Annotated in this window: 14 protein-coding genes; 5 read left to right on the plus strand and 9 right to left on the minus strand. The window is 65.3% G+C overall.

Annotated features, from left to right (window positions below):
- Nucleotides 1-333: lysozyme inhibitor LprI family protein (locus BA190_RS29490; RefSeq protein ID WP_156771758.1), on the plus strand; the 333-nt coding region annotated here is incomplete at its 5' end.
- Between the two features lie 68 nt (nucleotides 334-401).
- Here the strand turns inward: BA190_RS29490 and BA190_RS29495 are convergent.
- From BA190_RS29495 to BA190_RS29515, 5 genes are all read right to left on the minus strand, one after another.
- Nucleotides 402-1,103, minus strand: a complete 702-nt coding sequence (locus BA190_RS29495; protein WP_068296539.1) for an ABC transporter ATP-binding protein — start codon at nucleotides 1,101-1,103, stop codon at nucleotides 402-404.
- Complete coding sequence (locus BA190_RS29500) at nucleotides 1,100-1,978, minus strand: ABC transporter ATP-binding protein (protein ID WP_082980120.1); 879 nt, start codon at nucleotides 1,976-1,978, stop codon at nucleotides 1,100-1,102. Before BA190_RS29500 ends, BA190_RS29495 begins: the two co-directional genes overlap by 4 nt.
- Entirely contained in the window at nucleotides 1,971-2,807 is an 837-nt protein-coding gene (locus BA190_RS29505; protein ID WP_068296542.1) for an ABC transporter permease, read from the minus strand. Before BA190_RS29505 ends, BA190_RS29500 begins: the two co-directional genes overlap by 8 nt.
- A complete protein-coding gene (locus tag BA190_RS29510) occupies nucleotides 2,807-3,865 on the minus strand; it encodes an ABC transporter permease (protein WP_068296545.1) in 1,059 nt (352 codons plus the stop codon). Before BA190_RS29510 ends, BA190_RS29505 begins: the two co-directional genes overlap by 1 nt.
- A 95-nt stretch (nucleotides 3,866-3,960) precedes the next feature.
- The gene (locus tag BA190_RS29515; protein WP_068296703.1) at nucleotides 3,961-5,511 is read right to left on the minus strand and encodes an ABC transporter substrate-binding protein; all 1,551 of its coding nucleotides are present in this window, start codon (nucleotides 5,509-5,511) and stop codon (nucleotides 3,961-3,963) included.
- 399 nt (nucleotides 5,512-5,910) lie between these two features.
- Here BA190_RS29515 and BA190_RS29520 point away from each other — a divergent pair, with 399 nt between their 5' ends.
- From BA190_RS29520 to BA190_RS29530, 3 genes are all read left to right on the plus strand, one after another.
- On the plus strand, nucleotides 5,911-7,158 hold the full coding sequence (locus tag BA190_RS29520; protein ID WP_082980121.1) for an efflux RND transporter periplasmic adaptor subunit: 1,248 nt from the start codon (nucleotides 5,911-5,913) through the stop codon (nucleotides 7,156-7,158).
- Nucleotides 7,159-7,175: 17 nt separating this feature from the next.
- Complete coding sequence (locus tag BA190_RS29525) at nucleotides 7,176-10,370, plus strand: efflux RND transporter permease subunit (protein WP_068296548.1); 3,195 nt, start codon at nucleotides 7,176-7,178, stop codon at nucleotides 10,368-10,370.
- 155 nt (nucleotides 10,371-10,525) lie between these two features.
- Entirely contained in the window at nucleotides 10,526-11,293 is a 768-nt protein-coding gene (locus BA190_RS29530) for a 1-acyl-sn-glycerol-3-phosphate acyltransferase (protein WP_068296707.1), read from the plus strand.
- A gap of 9 nt (nucleotides 11,294-11,302) precedes the next feature.
- Here BA190_RS29530 and BA190_RS29535 read toward each other — a convergent pair whose 3' ends face one another.
- Both BA190_RS29535 and BA190_RS29540 read right to left on the minus strand, forming a co-directional pair.
- Nucleotides 11,303-12,376 (minus strand): site-2 protease family protein, encoded by a 1,074-nt coding sequence (locus tag BA190_RS29535; RefSeq protein WP_156771759.1) that lies wholly within the window; start codon nucleotides 12,374-12,376, stop codon nucleotides 11,303-11,305.
- A gap of 153 nt (nucleotides 12,377-12,529) precedes the next feature.
- Nucleotides 12,530-13,075, minus strand: coding sequence for an NADPH-dependent FMN reductase (locus tag BA190_RS29540; protein ID WP_068296556.1), 546 nt, complete (start codon nucleotides 13,073-13,075; stop codon nucleotides 12,530-12,532).
- Between the two features lie 227 nt (nucleotides 13,076-13,302).
- On the opposite strand from BA190_RS29540, the gene BA190_RS29545 reads away from it, so the two are divergent.
- Nucleotides 13,303-14,163, plus strand: a complete 861-nt coding sequence (locus BA190_RS29545) for a DUF2189 domain-containing protein (RefSeq protein ID WP_068296559.1) — start codon at nucleotides 13,303-13,305, stop codon at nucleotides 14,161-14,163.
- Nucleotides 14,164-14,241: 78 nt separating this feature from the next.
- Here BA190_RS29545 and BA190_RS29550 read toward each other — a convergent pair whose 3' ends face one another.
- Both BA190_RS29550 and BA190_RS29555 read right to left on the minus strand, forming a co-directional pair.
- Nucleotides 14,242-15,024: an anti-sigma factor gene (locus tag BA190_RS29550; RefSeq protein WP_245314993.1), complete on the minus strand. Its 783-nt coding sequence runs from the start codon at nucleotides 15,022-15,024 to the stop codon at nucleotides 14,242-14,244.
- A 2-nt stretch (nucleotides 15,025-15,026) separates the two neighbouring features.
- Entirely contained in the window at nucleotides 15,027-15,701 is a 675-nt protein-coding gene (locus BA190_RS29555; RefSeq protein WP_245314994.1) for a sigma-70 family RNA polymerase sigma factor, read from the minus strand.
- Nucleotides 15,702-15,715 lie beyond the last annotated feature (14 nt).

Raw genomic sequence — 15,715 nt, forward strand, 5'->3', positions numbered from 1 at the left:
CCCTCCACGCCACTGGAAATCGCCATCTGCGCCGACGCGGACCTCGGGCAGGCGGACATCAAGCTCGCTGCCATCTACGAAAAGGTGAGGAAGATTACGGCCGGCGAGCCGGACAGGAAGCTTCTGGTCGAAAGCCAGCGCTCATGGCTCACCTTCGTGCAGGGAACCTGCCCGCTCGGTGCTGTCGGCGGCATTCCGCCGGTGCTGGGGCGTGCTTGCGTGCGTTCCGCTTTCGAACTGCGCGGGAAACAGCTCATGGCTTGCCTGTCGAAGCCGGACATCGAGCGCAAAGCCTGCCTCGATGATTTCAAGATCCTCGAAGACAAGAAGTAGTCTTTGGAGCGTTGTCCAGAAAGGCTGGCGCATGGCCGGGCCTCTATGCGCGACCGCATCGCTTCGCGTCAGCCGCGCGCCAGATCCTGCCGGTCGAGCAGCACCTCGATCCGGCCGTCCGCCATCCGCGCCGCCTTGTCGCACATATGGCCGATCACGTCGGGGTCGTGGCTCACCAGCACCAGTGTCATGCCGTGGCGGCGCTTGAGGTCGTTGAGCAGATTGAGGATGCCGGCCTGCACCGAGATGTCGAGCGCCGAGGTTGGTTCGTCGAGCAGCAGCAGCCGGGGCTCGAGCAGCAGGGCCCGGGCGATCGCCACGCGCTGGCGCTGGCCGCCGGAGAGCTGGTGCGGATAGCGTCCCGCGATCTCGGCGGCGAGGCCGACATCGGCGAGGCTGGCCCTGACACGACCGGCAATATCGGTCTCTCCTCGTATTTCCAGCGGTTCGCCGAGCACGCGCCCGATCGTGTGGCGCGGATGCAGCGAGGCATAGGGATCCTGGAACACCATCTGGATGTCGCGCCTCAGGGCGCCCTCGATGGCGCGCCCCGGCTGCAGGGAATGCCCGAATACCGCAATCGCGCCCTGCCAGTTCAGGTTCAGTCCGGCAAGGACGCGCAGCACCGTGCTCTTGCCGCAGCCCGACGGTCCGACCAGCCCGAAGGTCTCGCCGGGCTCTACGGCAAAGCTCACACCGCGCACGGCGGCAAAGCTGCGGCCGCGACGCTGGAAGCTGACCTCCAGATTGTCGATCGACAGCGCCGTCATTGCCGTGCATCCCCTGGGTAAGGCGCTTGCGGGGTGTCGGGAGCCGGCAGGCGGGTGCCGTAGGTCGCTGCCGAGGGGCGAGCCTGCCACAGGCCGCGCGTATAGGGATGGCTTGCCTGGGCGAGCTCATTGGCCGGAAGAGCATCGACGATCGAGCCCTGGCGCATCACCAGGACGCGGTCGGCAAAGCGGGAAACCTGCTGCAGGTCGTGGCTGATCAGGAGCAGGCCCATGCCGCGTTCGCGTGCCAGCCGCTCCAGCAATCCGAGGATCTGATCGCGCACGACATGGTCGAGCGCGGAAGTCGGTTCGTCGGCAATCAGCAGCTCCGGCTCGCCGATCAGCATGGCGGCGATCATCACGCGCTGGCCCATGCCGCCGGAGAGTTCGGCCGGCAGGCTGCCATAGACACGCTCGGGATCGTCGAGGCCCACCTGCTCGAGCAGGGCGAGAGCCTTTCGTCGCCGTTCGGCCTTGGGCAGGCGGCCATGCAGCAGCAGGACCTCCTCCACCTGGCGACCGACACGGTGAGCCGGATTGAGCGAGAATTTCGGATCCTGCAGCACCAGGCCGATGCGCCGGCCGCGCAGGCGCTGCCAACCCCGGGCGTCGAGACCGGCGAGGTCGGTCTCGCCCAGCCGCAGGCCGGCTGCCCGCGCTGCGAGGCTGGTGGGTAGCAGGCCCATGATCGCCCGCGCGGTGAGCGACTTGCCTGAGCCGGATTCGCCGACGATCGCCACTTTCTCGCGCCCGACCGTGAAAGAGATGCCGTGCACGAGCTGGCGAGGCGCCGCTTCGCGGCCTTCCTTGTCCTCGACTGTCTTGTCCTTGGTCTCGACCACCAGGTCCTCGACCTGCAGCAGCGTATCAGTCATGGCGCGGATCCAGGATGTCGCGCAAGCCGTCCCCCAGCAGGTTCAGGGCGAGGCTGGTGATGAAGATGGCAAGGCCCGGCGCGGCGGCGATCCACCACTGGTCGAAGATCACCTTGGTACCATCAGCCACCATCGAGCCCCATTCGGCCATGGGCGGGCGCACGCCGAGGCCGAGGAAACCCAGGCCGGCGGCGGCCAGGATGATGCCGGCGAGGTCGAGGGCCAGCCGGATGATGGCCGACGGCAGCACGAGCGGCAGCACATGGCCGAGAAGCAGGCGCGGCCCCCTGATGCCGACCATGGACGCGGCGGCGAGATAGTCGCTGCGGGCCAGGGCAGCGGTTTCAACCCGGGCGAGCCGGGCATAGGCAGGCCAACTCGTCAGGGCCAAGGCAAGGGCGCCATTGACCAGGCCGGGGCCGAGGATGGCAACGAAGGCGAAGGCCAGCACCAGGCGCGGGAAGGACATCACGATGTCGGTCAGGCGCATCAGCACCCGCTCGGTGAGGCCGCCGAAGAAGCCGGCGACCAGCCCGACGGCTACGCCGAGCGGAGCCATCAGCACGGTGACCAGGACGATGAGCAGCAGGGTCGGCTGCGCGCCGTAGATCAGGCGCGAAAGCAGGTCGCGCCCGAAGCCGTCCGTGCCGAGCCAGTGCTGCCAGGATGGGGCGGCGAGACGGATGGCGCTGTCCTGCAGGTTGGGATCGTAGGGGGCGATCAGCGGGGCCGCCAGCGCCATGAAGACGAGCAGGACGAGCACGCTCGCCCCTATCAAGGCGGATGGCGAACGGCGCAGGGCCGCCAGGGCGGTGACGAGGAAGGCCATCAGCCGCGCTCCGCCAATGCGGCCGGATCGATGCGGGTGACGATCAGGTCGGTGAGGCTGTTGAGCAGCACGAAGGCCATGCCGATCGCCAGGGTCGAGCCGAGGATGGCGGCGGTGTCGCCGGCGAACATGGCAACGGTGAGATAGCGCCCGATGCCGGGCCAGGCGAATACCGTCTCGGTCAGCACCGCGCCCTCGAGCAGGCTGGCATAGGCGAGGGCGACCACGGTGATCAGCGTGCCAGCCACATTGGGTAGGATATGGACCAGCACCACGCGCAGGGGCCCCGCTCCCTTGGCGCGGGCGGTGAGCACATATTCCCTGGAAAGCTGTTCGAGAATGGCGGCACGCGTCAGCCTCGAAATGCCGGCCATCGCATAGAGGGCCAGCACTGCCGTCGGCAAAACGAGATGGGCGAGGGCACTGCGCAGGGCGCCCGGCGTCCCCGCAAGCCAGGCATCGATCAACGCGAAGCCGGTGACGGGTTTCATGGTGTATTGGAACACGATGTCGAGGCGCCCCGGTCCTGGCGCCCAATGCAGCCTGGCATAGAACAGCAGCAGGAAGATCAGGCCGAGCCAGAAGATCGGCGTCGAATAGCCGATCAGCGACAGCAGGCGGGCGATGTTGTCGAGCAGGCCGCGCGGCCGCAGCGCTGCCAGGATGCCGAGCGCCAGGCCGAGTGTGGCGCCGATCAGCGCCGCGGCGGTGGCCAGTTCGAGCGTCGCGGTGAAGGTGCGCAGGATGTCGGAGCGGACGGGCTGGCCCGTCGAGGTGGCCATGCCGAGATCGCCTTGGACGACATGGCCGAGATAGCGCAAGAACTGCATCACCAGCGGCTGGTCGAGCCCGAGTTCGCGGCGCGCGGCCTCGTAGCTCGACTGGCTGGCGTGATCCCCGACCTGCTGCAGGGCAGGATCGATGCTGGAGAGCCTGGTCAGGATGAAGGTGACGACGATCAGGCCGAACAGCGTCAGAACGACGGACAGCAGCCAGCGCAGCACTCTGAGCACCGGGCGGAGGAAGGGCCTGGCGCCCGGCGTTTCATCAGCTTGCATCGTCAGTCCTGGAAGTGGCGCGAATGCGAAGCCCCGGCGCCACGAGGGAGAAGGCCGTCTCGTCCCAATCTCGACGATTGGAACGAGACATCAAGTCACTTCTCGACCTGATCGTAATAAACCTGGTCGGCGTTGAGGCCCTGGGCATAACCCTTGACCGCCTTGCTGAGCACAACCTGGTCGCTGCCCTGGAACATCAGCACATAGGGGGCACTCTTCTGGATCTTGCGCTGCAGCGTCTCGTAGAGGGCGGCGCGCTTGGCCGGATCCTGCTCCTTCACGGCGGCGGCCGTCTCGTCGCTGAGTTCGGGAATCACCCAGCCCGCCTGCTTGGCGATGGTATTGTACTTGTTGTCGCGGTTGATCGCGAAGGCACTGGCGTTGGAATGCGGGTCGAAATAGTCAGGAATCCAGTAGCGCAGCGTGAATTCATACTGGCCCGAGCGGCCCTTGGCATAGATGTCGCTGGCGACGCCCGGCTGGATATCGAGCGTGAGGCCGACCTGGCCGAAGGTCTGCTGCAGGGACTGGGCGATCTGCAGATAGGGCTCTTCGTTGAAGACGGGGAAGGCGATCTTGGTCGGGCCGATGCCGGCATCTGCCAGGATCTTTTTGGCCTTCTCGACATCGAGCTTGTAGGGATTGTCGTTGAGCGCACCCGGGAAGCCGGCGGGCAGGAAGGCCTGGTGCACCTGCGACTGCCCGCGCAGCAGGTTCTTGGCGATACCCTCATAGTCGACGAGGTAGCGCGCGGCTTCCCAGAAGGCGGGATTGCCGAGGGCGGCATTGGCCTTGGTGTTGATCAGGAGATAGTCCGAGCGGGCCGACGGCACGGCGAGCACGTTGAGCTTGCCCTCCTTCTTGAGGGCGTCGATCTGGTCGGCACCCAGGCCACGGGCGATATCGATGTCGCCCTGCTCGATCAAGAGACGGCGGGCGGCCGGGTCCGGCACGTTGCGCAGGATCACGCCCTGCAGCTTGGGGACGCCGCCCGGCGAGGTCGGATTGGCATCCAGGACCAGCGCCTCATGCGCGGTATAGGTGTTGATCTTGAAGGCGCCGCTGCCGGCCGAGTGCGACTTCAGCCAGCCATTGCCGAAATCGCCGTTGGCCGCCTGCGGAGAGACAGTGGCTTCGTCGACGACGGAGGCGATCGGCGCAGTCAGGATGGCGAGCACGAAGGCGGGGCCGACATCGGCCTGCCAGCTCAGCTTGACCTTGCCGTCATCGGCCTTGGTCACGGACTTGTCGACATTCTCCGCGGTCCAGCCGAGTTCGCCCAGGATAAAAGAGGGCGCCTTGTTGAGCTTCACCGCCCGTGAGAAGGAGAAGATCACGTCCTCAGGACGCACGGGGTTGCCCGAGGCGAATTTGGCGTCCTTGGCCAGGGTGAAGACCAGGCTCTTGCCGTCGCTGCCGGCTTCCCAGGAAGTGGCGAGCGCCGGCTCGATGCGAGTGCCGTCCTGGCGGTTCGACTGCACCAGGCGCTGGTAGAGGGCATTGAAGGCCTGCACCGTCGTCAATTCGAAGCCCTCGGCCGGGTCGAAGCTGACGGCATCGTCGATCGACTGGCCGACCACCAGCAGGCCGGGTGGCGTTTCGGCCTGCGCCGCGACCACCAGCATGGTCGACAGGCCGGCGGCCATAATGGCGATGCCGGCCCTGTTCCAGAACTTACCCATTTCACACCTCATGACAGCCGAAACCTTTGGGGAATGCCCGGTTCCCGGCCTTTCAGCCGCGACGATTAGGCAAGCCGATTGCTATGGTCAATATCTTTCTATCAATCTTGTAGACTATTGGTTGCGGGCCCGAGCCAGCCTGAACCGTGATCACGAAATTTCGGTTCCTATACACGAAAACGTGTGCGCGCGGAGGCTCGTTGTGCCGGATGAGAAACAATGCGTTCACATACTCGCTGCAATTTGTACGCATTGATACATCGCAACACCCGTTTCCGGATATGGTCGGCAGCGGTGGGTATCGTCGTGAAAAAGGGGGAGGCCTCGCCTGCCCGGACCTAATGAAGATCTGATGGCGGCTCGATGAAGCGTCTTCTCAATTTCGTGCTTGTTCTCGTCCTGGTCGTCGGCCTGGCCTGGTGGCAGCGTGCCAGCCTGGTGCCCTGGCTGGTGCAGACGGTGCCTTCCTCCAAGACTCTCATTGCCGCTCTGCCTGGCTTTGCCGATGCGTTGCATGCCCCCGAAGCGCCGCAGGCGGCCGGAACTGGCAAGTCTTCGCAGCGCAACGCCGCGCCCGTGCCGGTGGTGCTCGTCGAGGCGGTCGCCAAGCAGATGCCGATGGTGATCGATGCCGTCGGCACCGCCACGCCCTACGCCTCCATCCAGATCCGCACCCGCATCGACAACACCGCGGTGACGAGTGTTCGCGTCGCCGAAGGCGCCGAGGTCAAGCAGGGAGACATTCTCTTCACCCTCGACGATCGCGCCATCAAGGCGCAGATCGCCCAGATCCAGGCCCAGATCGCGCGCGACCAGGCCCAGATCGCCCAGGCCCAGATTGATCTTTCCCGCGCCAATGACCTGCTCGCCCGCAATGCCGGTGCGGCGACCACGCGCGATACGGCCGCCACTGCCCTCAAGGTCGGGCAGGCGCAGCTTCAGGCCGACCAGGCCTCGCTGGAAGCGGCCGAGGTAACCCTCGATTATACCGTGATCCGTGCACCCGTGCCCGGGCGCATCGGCTCGATCCCGGTCAAGCCTGGCTCGACGGTGCGCACCTCCGACACCGCCCCGCTCGCCACCGTGAACCAGCTCGATCCGGCCGTGGTGGCCTTCTCGATCCCGCAGTCGCGGCTGGCCGAGCTGCGCGAGGCGATGGCGAAGGGCCCGGTGCGCGTCGATGCCCTCACAGGCAACAACACGCTCACCGGCCAGGTGTCCTTCGTCGAGAACGCCATCGATGCCGCCACGGGCACCATCATGGTCAAGGCCGACATCCCCAATCCGCACGAGATCCTGTGGGGCGGCGCCTTCGTCAATGTGCAGGTCGTCCTGCCCAATGCCAGCCCGCAGGTGGTGGTTCCCGATGCCGCCGTCCAGCTCGGCCAAAAGGGAAGCTACGTCTTCGTGGTGAAAGATGGTAAAACAGCTGAGCTTCGGCCCGTGACCGTGGCGCGCGTCGCAGGCGCCGATGCCGTGATCACCAAGGGCGTCGAGAGCGGCGAGCAGGTGGTAGTCGACGGGGTTCTGCGCCTCGTCGACGGCGCGCCGGTCGCCATCAATGCGGGGGCCAAGGAGAGCACCGCCGCCAATACCTCTGCCAAGAGCTGAAGCCGGGAGACAAGCCGTTGCTTTCGGAACTGTGCATCCGCCGCCCGGTCATGACCATCCTGTTGATGGTCTCCTTCATTGCGGCCGGCTGGTTCGGCTACCGGCAATTGCCGGTGGCGGCCGTGCCGCGTGTCGACTATCCGACCATTTCGGTGACCGCCACCCTGCCGGGCGCCAGCCCGGAAACCATGGCTTCCTCGGTGGCCGCCATTCTCGAGAAGCAATTCTCGGCGATCTCCGGCATCTCGACGATGTCGTCGACCTCCTATCTGGGCTCGACCCAGATCGTGCTGCAGTTCGATCTCAACCGCAATGTCGATGGCGCGGCACTGGACGTGCAGGCGGCGATCGCCACGGCGCAGCGCCAACTGCCCAACGAGATGACCACGCCGCCGAGCTTCAGGAAGGTCAACCCGGCCGACCAGCCGGTGATCTTCATGGCGCTGACCTCCGACCAGGCGCGCACATCGGACATTGACCGCTTCGCCCAGTCCAACATCCAGCCGCTGCTGGCAACCCTGCCGGGCGTCGCCCAGGTCAATATCTGGGGTTCGCAGCAATACGCCGTGCGGGTGGAGGCAGACCTCGACCAGCTCACCGCGCGTGGCCTCACCCTCGACGATTTGCAAAAGGCCGTCGCCGCTGCCAATTCCAACACGCCGGTCGGTTCGACCAGCAATAACGGCCGCAACCTCATCCTTGATGCCACCGGCCCGATCCGCTACGCCAAGGGCTACATGCCGATCGTGGTGTCGTCCAGGAATGGCGCCCCTGTGCTGCTGCAGGATGTGGCGCGGGCGGTCGACAGCGTCGAGAACGACAAGACTGCGGCCTGGCGTAACGCGACCCGCGGCATCATCATCGCCATCCAGCGCCAGCCCGACGCCAACACGGTCGCCGTGGTCGACGCGGTCAAGAACACCTTGCCCAAGATCCGCGAGAGCCTGCCTGTAGGTGTCAGCCTCGACATGCTGCTGGACCGCTCCGTGCCGATCCGCGCCGCGGTTGAAGATGTCGAGTTCACGCTGGGCCTGTCGATCCTGCTGGTCATCATGGTGATTTACTTCTTCCTGCGCAGTGCGCGGGCCACCTTGATTCCGGCCATCGCCCTGCCGATCTCGCTGATCGGTACCTTCGCGGGCATGTATGTGCTCGGTTTTTCGATCGACAACATCTCCCTGCTCGCCTTGACGCTGTGCGTCGGCTTCGTGGTCGACGACGCCATCGTCATGCTGGAGAACATTGTCCGCCACGTCGAACTGGGGCAGAAACCCTTTGCCGCGGCCCTGATAGGCTCGCGCGAAGTCGGCTTCACCATCCTGGCCATGACGTTGTCGCTGATCGCCGTGTTCATCCCGGTGATCTTCATGGGCGGCATCGTCGGGCGGATGTTCTCCGAATTCGGCTATGTGATGGCCATCGCCATCCTGATCTCGGGCGTGGTCTCGCTGACGCTGACGCCGATGCTGTGCTCGCGCCTGATCAAGGAGCATGCAGAGGAAAAGCGCCCGGGGCTGCTGCTGCGCCTGTTCGAAGCCGGCTTCAACTGGCTGACCAGGGGCTATGCCCTCACAGTGCGCTGGGCTGTCAATTCGCCCGGCTTCATGCTCACCGTCACGGCGGCGACCTTCGTCGTCACCGCCATCCTCTTCGTCAACATCCCCAAGGGCTTCTTCCCGCAGGAGGACATGGGCTTCGTTTCCGTCTCGACGGTGGGACCCGACGACGTCTCCTTCGAGGCCATGATGGCGCGCCAGCAGGCCGTCGTCACCGAATTGCGCAAGGATCCCGACGTCGTCTCCATCCTGTCGAGCATCGGCGGCGGGGCGACCAGCCAGATCAGCTCCGGCTCCATGAATATCCAGCTGCGCGACAAGCCGGCGCGCCAGGATCCGATCGACGTGGTGATCAAGCGCCTCTCCCAGGAAGCGGCGAAGGTGCCCGGCATCAACACCTATTTCCAGGCGGTGCAGTCGATCAATATCGGCGCCACCCGCTCGCGCAGCCAGTACCAATACGCGCTGATGTCGCCCGACGTCGACGAATTGCGCACCAACGCCCAGAAGCTGCAGGCGCGCATGGCCCAGATTCCGGGCATCACCGGCGTCAATTCCGACCTGCAGATCAAGGCGCGCGATGCCGTCGTCTCCATCGATCGCGACAATGCCGCCAAGCTCGGCGTCACCGTCGACCAGATCCGCTCCGCGCTTTATTCGGCCTATGGCACCAGCCAGGTCTCGACCATCTATGCGCCCGAGAATACCTATGAGGTGATCCTGGAGGCGAGCCAGGCCTATAGCTCGCCGCAGGACCTGATGCGCAAGCTCAATGTGCGCTCGAGCTCGGGGGTGCTGATCCCGCTCGACAGCGTGGCGCGTATCGAGCAGAAGCCGTCCGCGGTCTCGTTGTCGCATATCGGCCAGCTGCCGTCGGTGACGATCTCCTTCAATCTCCAGCCCGGCGTTGCGCTCAGCCAGGCGGTGGACGCCATCCAGCAGGCGACGGCGGAGCTCGATATTCCCAAGACGATCTCCACCCAGTTCCAGGGTACGGCGCAGCAGTTCCAGGATTCGCTCGCCAGCATGCCGCTGCTGCTCTTCGCGGCGGTGCTGGTGGTCTACATCCTGCTCGGTATCCTCTATGAGAGCTTCATCCACCCGATCACCATCCTGTCGGGCCTGCCGACGGCCGGCATCGGTGCCCTGCTGACCCTGCAGATGTTCTCGATGGACCTGTCGATCATCGCCATGATCGGCCTGATCATGCTGATCGGCATCGTCAAGAAGAACGCCATCATGATGGTGGACTTCGCCGTGCAGCGCCGCTCGGCGGGCCTCTCCGCCAAGGAGGCCATCGTGGAGGCGGCGGTACTGCGCTTCCGCCCGATCATGATGACCTCGCTCGCCGCCATCCTCGGCGCGCTGCCGATCGCCCTCGGCCATGGCGCCGGTGCCGAGCTGCGCCGGCCCCTCGGCGTCACCGTGGTCGGTGGCCTGATCGTGTCGCAGATGCTCACCCTCTACATCACGCCGGTGGTCTATCTCGCCCTCGATCGTGTCGCCGGCTGGTTCACCCGCAAGCCGGAAGACCTGCCGGCGCGCACCGACGACGTCCTGCCCGAACCCGAGCAGCACGACGTCAGGCCGTCCGCGCCGGGCGAGCCGGCCATCGCCGCGGAGAAGAAGCCCGGCCTGATGACCGCGGCGGAGTAACCCCCGGGTGCGCGGATGTCCCGTCCGCTCTTCGGAGCACTGCACCTTAATGTAAGGAAAAGCGGACGGGACGTCCGCGCACCCGGAAAGGCCTCATTTGCCCTCCGGCCGCTCTTTCGCTTATGAAGGCTCCGTTTTTTCCGGATGCTTCTCCCATGCGCCTCAAGGCGATCTGCCGTATTGCCGCCGTCGCCCTGCTGGCCATGCCCCTGATCCCGCTGCAATGGCTGGCGGTGAGGCGGGACTGGGCATTGGCCCGCCGCCTGCCGGTATTTTTCCACCGTAGCGTGCTCGCCATCATCGGCGTCCGGGTTGCCGTCAACGGCACCCAGGCCCGGCAACGGCCTCTGCTCATCGTCGCCAACCATGTTTCCTGGCTCGACATCGTGGTGCTGGGCGCCCTGGCGCCCTTGTCCTTTATCGCCAAGAGCGAGGTGCGCGGCTGGCCGGTGATCGGCCTGTTCGCGAGGCTGCAGCGCTCGGTCTTCATCGAGCGCGAACGCCGCCACAAGACTGGCCATGCCACCGCTGCCATCGGCGCCAGGCTGAAGGCCGGCGATGCCATGGTGCTGTTCGGCGAGGGCACCACCGGCGATGGCGTGCATGTCCTGCCCTTCCGTTCCGCCCTGGTGGGAGCCGCGCGCGAGGCGCTCGACGGCGGCGAGGCGGCCGCCTATGTCCAGCCGCTCGCCTTGCGCTATGCCAAGCGCGGCGGGCTGCCGATTGGCCGCGGCGCCATGAAGGAGGTCGCCTGGATCGGTGACATGGACCTGGCGCCGCATCTCGTCGGCATTCTCTCAGGCCCGCCGATCGATGCGGTGGTGAGCTGGGGCGAAGTCCTGGCCTGCGATGCCGCCACCGACCGCAAGACCCTGACCCGCCAGCTCGAAGCCGATGTGCGCAGGCTGGTACGGGCGGGCTGAGGTGTTCCTTCACGCCTGCAGGGCAGGGGGAGGCGGATAGCCGAGTTCGGAGGCGATGAACGTCGCCAGTTTGGGGATATGAGGATTGCCTTTGGCCGCCAGGCCATAGAGCTTCAAAGCCTCTTCGTAATTTTGATGGGCCTGCCACGGGTTCCGGCGGGCGTGACGAACACGCGCCAGAAACAGGTTGTTCAGGAAACAGTTGAAAGCATCGGAGCTATCGGCCTGTTCCAGCAACGCCTCGGCCTCGTCATAGCGTTCGAGCAGACACAGGGCGGCGCCTCGCGTTCCCCTCAACGTCGGGATGTCGGGGCCGAGAGAGGCCGCCAGAGCCGTCCAGCGATCCAGCGGCGCTGCCAGACCAGGGTGCCAATAATAAAGGGCGCGGGTGGCCAGATGATCGAGGATCAGCAAGGCCTCGGCTGTCTGGGGATGCAACTCCAATTCACTCTCGAGCGATGCGATCAGATCCCCCCGCAACATTTCGCCGGTATCAATATCGAGCAAGGCCGCGATTCGACCGGATTGGCGGGTGGGTTCGGGAAGGGCTCCTAGGCCGTTCCAATATGAGCGCAACTTTTGTCGATAGACTTCCCAATATTGCAAATACTCTCGATGATCAGCCTGTAGAACATGGCTCATGTGGTGAATATCGTTCGTCGTATTGGTCCGCGGAGTGAGATTGCCAAGGATCAGGCCTGCCTGAGTGACCATCATGATCACTGCTATCCAGGCGATACTATCGGGCAGGACGTTGCTGGCATAAAGCCAAATGGCGAATGCAAAGAGACTGAGGTCCATCAACGGCCCGGCAGCGGCGAAGAGAAAATTCGCGGCCTTGCTAGGGTGAATTGTGTAATAAGGATAAACTATACCGCAATCGATCGATGCTCCGACCCACAACGTGGTCTTTCCTAGGCGTTTGCGAAACAGTTCTCTGCCTCTGCCAAATCGAATTTCTCTGATTTGTATTCCGAAGATTCGCCCCATGATCGCATGAGCGATTTCATGCAACGCGACACCGGTCGCTAATGCAACGGGCACGACCAGAGGAAACAACACGACGAATAAAACCGGTGACAAACGCAAACCTCCGGAGAGACAACACTCGACTATTCAGTGTAGCGGAAGGAGCATCAAGGAATATTCGTTTCTGTTTGTTGATAATACCTGCGCGGTGCGATGCGATCCGCAACGGCGTGGAATTTTGAAGACCACAAAACGCGGCATGTTTTTTCACTGTGCGGTAGGTGTTCCAACATGGATGGCGCGAACAAAAGCCGCCAGGGCCGTCCTTATGGCTGCCGCGATCTCGGGATCGCTGGCCATGCCGGCGGCATCCAGCCGGGTCGCCAGCAAGGGCAGGGTGATCGAGGCTTCCTCGACGATGCGGGCGGACATCGTGGTCAGCACCAGGCGCAGGGCCGCCTGCGCGTCGCCTGCGCGCGGCGATGCGTTGAAGAGGGCGACCGGCTTGCCCGGGAATTCGAAGCTGCCGACCAGCCAGTCGAGCGCGTTCTTGAAGGAACCGGGAATGCCGCGGGCATATTCGGGGCAGGATATGAGGAGGCCATCGGCGGCACCGACCCGGTGTCGCAGGGCCATGACGGTCTCGGGCGGATTGTCGTCATCGAGATCCGGATTGAAATGCGGCAAGGTGCCGATGCCCTGATAGGGTTCGATCTGCATGCCGGCCGGTGCCAGCAATCCCGCGGCTTCAAGCAGCACGGTGTTCGACGAGCCGAGGCGGAGGCTGCCGGAGAGCGCGAGAAGTGTGATCATTGGCGAATCCGCGGCGGTTCCGAATACCTACTCTTACCAATGGCTGGACGGGCGGCAAGCACACGCGCAAGTGACCGGATGTTGACGAGATAGACGGCTGACATCCGCGCGCATGAGGCGTATTGTCGCGGATCTACAGGTCGCGCTCGTCGTGGCTGTTTCGGCGTCGGCACCCCGCCCGGCGTTCCACTTCGGTCGCGGCCTTCATTCCTTTCGGGAGTAGGACCATGACGATCAGAAATCCCGTCGAATGGGGTATCGATGCCGTCCGCGGTGCCGCCAATGGCGTGGGCGCGCTCGGCACCACCCTGCATCGCCCCGCCGCCCAGTTCGAAACCTCGGCTCCCATCGTCCGCCGGATCGGCTTTGCCGATCTGCGCGAGGTCCTGGCCAAGGGTTTCCAGGATTTCGGCGCCTATCGCACCGACGTCATCTTCATCGGCCTGATCTATCCGCTCGCCGGGCTGGTCCTGGCCCAGTTCGCCTTCGGCAACGGCATGCTGCCGATGCTTTTCCCGCTGGTATCGGGCTTTGCGCTGGTTGGCCCGGTTGCCGCGATCGGTCTTTATGAAATGAGCCGCCGCCGCGAGCAGGGCCTCGAGGCCACCTGGGCGCATACGCTCGACGTGGCCCGCTCGCCCAATTTCGGCGCCATCCTCGGGCTCAGCCTGATCCTGGCGGTGATCTTCGCGCTCTGGCTCGGCGTCGCCGCGCTGATCTATCGCTACACGCTCGGCCCGGCCCTGCCGGTCTCGGTCGCCGCCTTCGTCTCGGATGTCTTCACCACGCCTGCCGGCTGGGCGATGATCGTGCTCGGCGTCGGGGTAGGCTTCCTGTTCGCCCTGGCGGTGCTGGCGATCAGCGTGGTGTCGTTCCCCATGCTGCTTGACCGCAAGGTGAGGATCGGCACCGCCGTCAGGACCTCGGTGGATGTGGTGCGCGCCAATCCCGGCCCGATGCTGGCCTGGGGCTTCATCGTCGCCTGCGCCCTGGTGCTCGGCTCGCTGCCCGCACTGCTCGGCCTGATCGTTGCCATGCCGGTGCTCGGCCACGCGACCTGGCACCTCTACCGCCGCGCGGTGGGTTAGAAGGCGCTGGGTCTTGTCCTGCCCGGGCCTGTCCCGGGCAGCCCGTGCCGGCATCTTCGCGATCCTGAAGGGCAGCCGTCACTTCGATGTCGCTTCGGCGAAATCCTGCTGGAATTGCTTCAGTTCCGGCTCGTTCAGGTCGGAGACCGCCCAAAAGTTCAGCCCTGCCTGGCTCCAGTTCAAGAGGCTATAGCCTTCGCGTTCGCCGGCGGGGGCAGAAGGCCCCGAGGCAGGCCAGATGAAGAGATTGATAACATGGCCGCTGCGCCGGTAGATCAGCGCGGCGACCACACGTCCCTTGAGATAGTCCACCCGCCCGCCGACCAGCGGGAAGCCACGCGCCTTGAGGTCCACCACCGGCGGCGAGAAGTCGATCTTGCCGTTGAACCAGGGCTTGACGGTGTGCTGGTCGGAGGTTGCGACGTCGGTCAGGTGATTGGCGAGCAGGGAGTGGACATGGCTGGAAATCAGTTCGTCCTCCAGCGAGGAACCGGGCTCGGGCCGCGTCGTCACGAACAGCACGCAGGCTGCCAGGACGGCCAGCGATGGCAGCAGGCTCCAGCGCGTGAAACGGTCGACGAGCAGGCGCCAGTCGAGGCCGGCGAGGGTGGAAGTCCGGGAAGCGCCGGCTTCGCGGCGCAGGGCCGCCGCCACCCGGCCATGCAAGGCCGCGGAGGCCGGCCAGCGCACGCCGTCCTGGCTGATCATCGCCCGGATCGCCTCGATCTCGGCAAGCCGCGTGGTACAGTCGGGGCAGCCGGCCAGATGCTCCTCCACCCGCAAGGCATTGGCGGCGTCGAGTTCGCCATCGGCATAGAGCTGCAGCAGCCTGTCCCAGTCCTGATGGGGTGTCTCGGCCATGCTCATGGCTCTCCTCCCGGCGTTGCCTGCCGGTTCTTCCAGGCCGCGGCGAACAGGGTGCGTGCGCGGGCGAGCCGCGACATCACCGTGCCCATGGGGGCCGCAATCGTTTCGGCGATCTCCCGATAGGAAAGCTCCTCCATTTCCCTGAGGACCAGGACCTCGCGGAAGGCCTCGGGCAGGCGCTTGAGAACCGCGCGGATCTCGCCCGCTTCAGCCTGCTGCAGCAAGGCGGCTTCCGGGCTCGCCTCGTCATGCGGCAGGTCGGTTCTCTCCTCCTCGCCTTCGCCGGCATCGAGCGGCTCTGTGCGGGGGCTGCGCTGGCGTGCCTGCCACCAGGAGCGATGGCAATTGCGCACGATGGTCAGGATCCAGGCGCGCGCGCTGCCGCCGCGATAGTCGCCAAAGCCGCGAAAGGCGCGCAGGAAGGCCTCCTGCACGATGTCCTCTGCCGTGTCGGCGTCGCGGCAGAGATAGCGCGCCAGATTATGCGCCGCGTCGAGATGCGGCAGCATCACGGCCTGGAACCGAGCGAGCGTATCGGCGTTCCCTGCCGTCCGTGCGGAAGGCTGCCCGTCTGCGGCCATGGTCCAGATGCCATGCCACCATGCGGCCAGCCGCCGGATCGACGGCAACAGCCAGGGAATGTCGGGATTCGCGCCGGCCTGCGCCGTCATGGCTGCTCGTCCTT

The sequence above is a fragment of the Labrys sp. WJW genome (genome assembly GCF_001676615.1).
Classification (GTDB): Bacteria; Pseudomonadota; Alphaproteobacteria; order Rhizobiales; family Labraceae; genus Labrys; species Labrys sedimenti.

Coding starts and splice junctions, on each gene's coding strand:
- BA190_RS29530 (WP_068296707.1), top strand. CDS start 10,526: ATGCGCCTCAAGGCGATCTGCCGTATTGCCGCCGTCGCCCTGCTGGCC.
- BA190_RS29540 (WP_068296556.1), bottom strand. CDS start 13,075: ATGATCACACTTCTCGCGCTCTCCGGCAGCCTCCGCCTCGGCTCGTCG.
- BA190_RS29515 (WP_068296703.1), bottom strand. CDS start 5,511: ATGGCCGCCGGCCTGTCGACCATGCTGGTGGTCGCGGCGCAGGCCGAA.
- BA190_RS29555 (WP_245314994.1), bottom strand. CDS start 15,701: ATGACGGCGCAGGCCGGCGCGAATCCCGACATTCCCTGGCTGTTGCCG.
- BA190_RS29510 (WP_068296545.1), bottom strand. CDS start 3,865: ATGCAAGCTGATGAAACGCCGGGCGCCAGGCCCTTCCTCCGCCCGGTG.
- BA190_RS29550 (WP_245314993.1), bottom strand. CDS start 15,024: ATGGCCGAGACACCCCATCAGGACTGGGACAGGCTGCTGCAGCTCTAT.
- BA190_RS29520 (WP_082980121.1), top strand. CDS start 5,911: ATGAAGCGTCTTCTCAATTTCGTGCTTGTTCTCGTCCTGGTCGTCGGC.
- BA190_RS29545 (WP_068296559.1), top strand. CDS start 13,303: ATGACGATCAGAAATCCCGTCGAATGGGGTATCGATGCCGTCCGCGGT.
- BA190_RS29495 (WP_068296539.1), bottom strand. CDS start 1,103: ATGACGGCGCTGTCGATCGACAATCTGGAGGTCAGCTTCCAGCGTCGC.
- BA190_RS29505 (WP_068296542.1), bottom strand. CDS start 2,807: ATGGCCTTCCTCGTCACCGCCCTGGCGGCCCTGCGCCGTTCGCCATCC.
- BA190_RS29500 (WP_082980120.1), bottom strand. CDS start 1,978: ATGACTGATACGCTGCTGCAGGTCGAGGACCTGGTGGTCGAGACCAAG.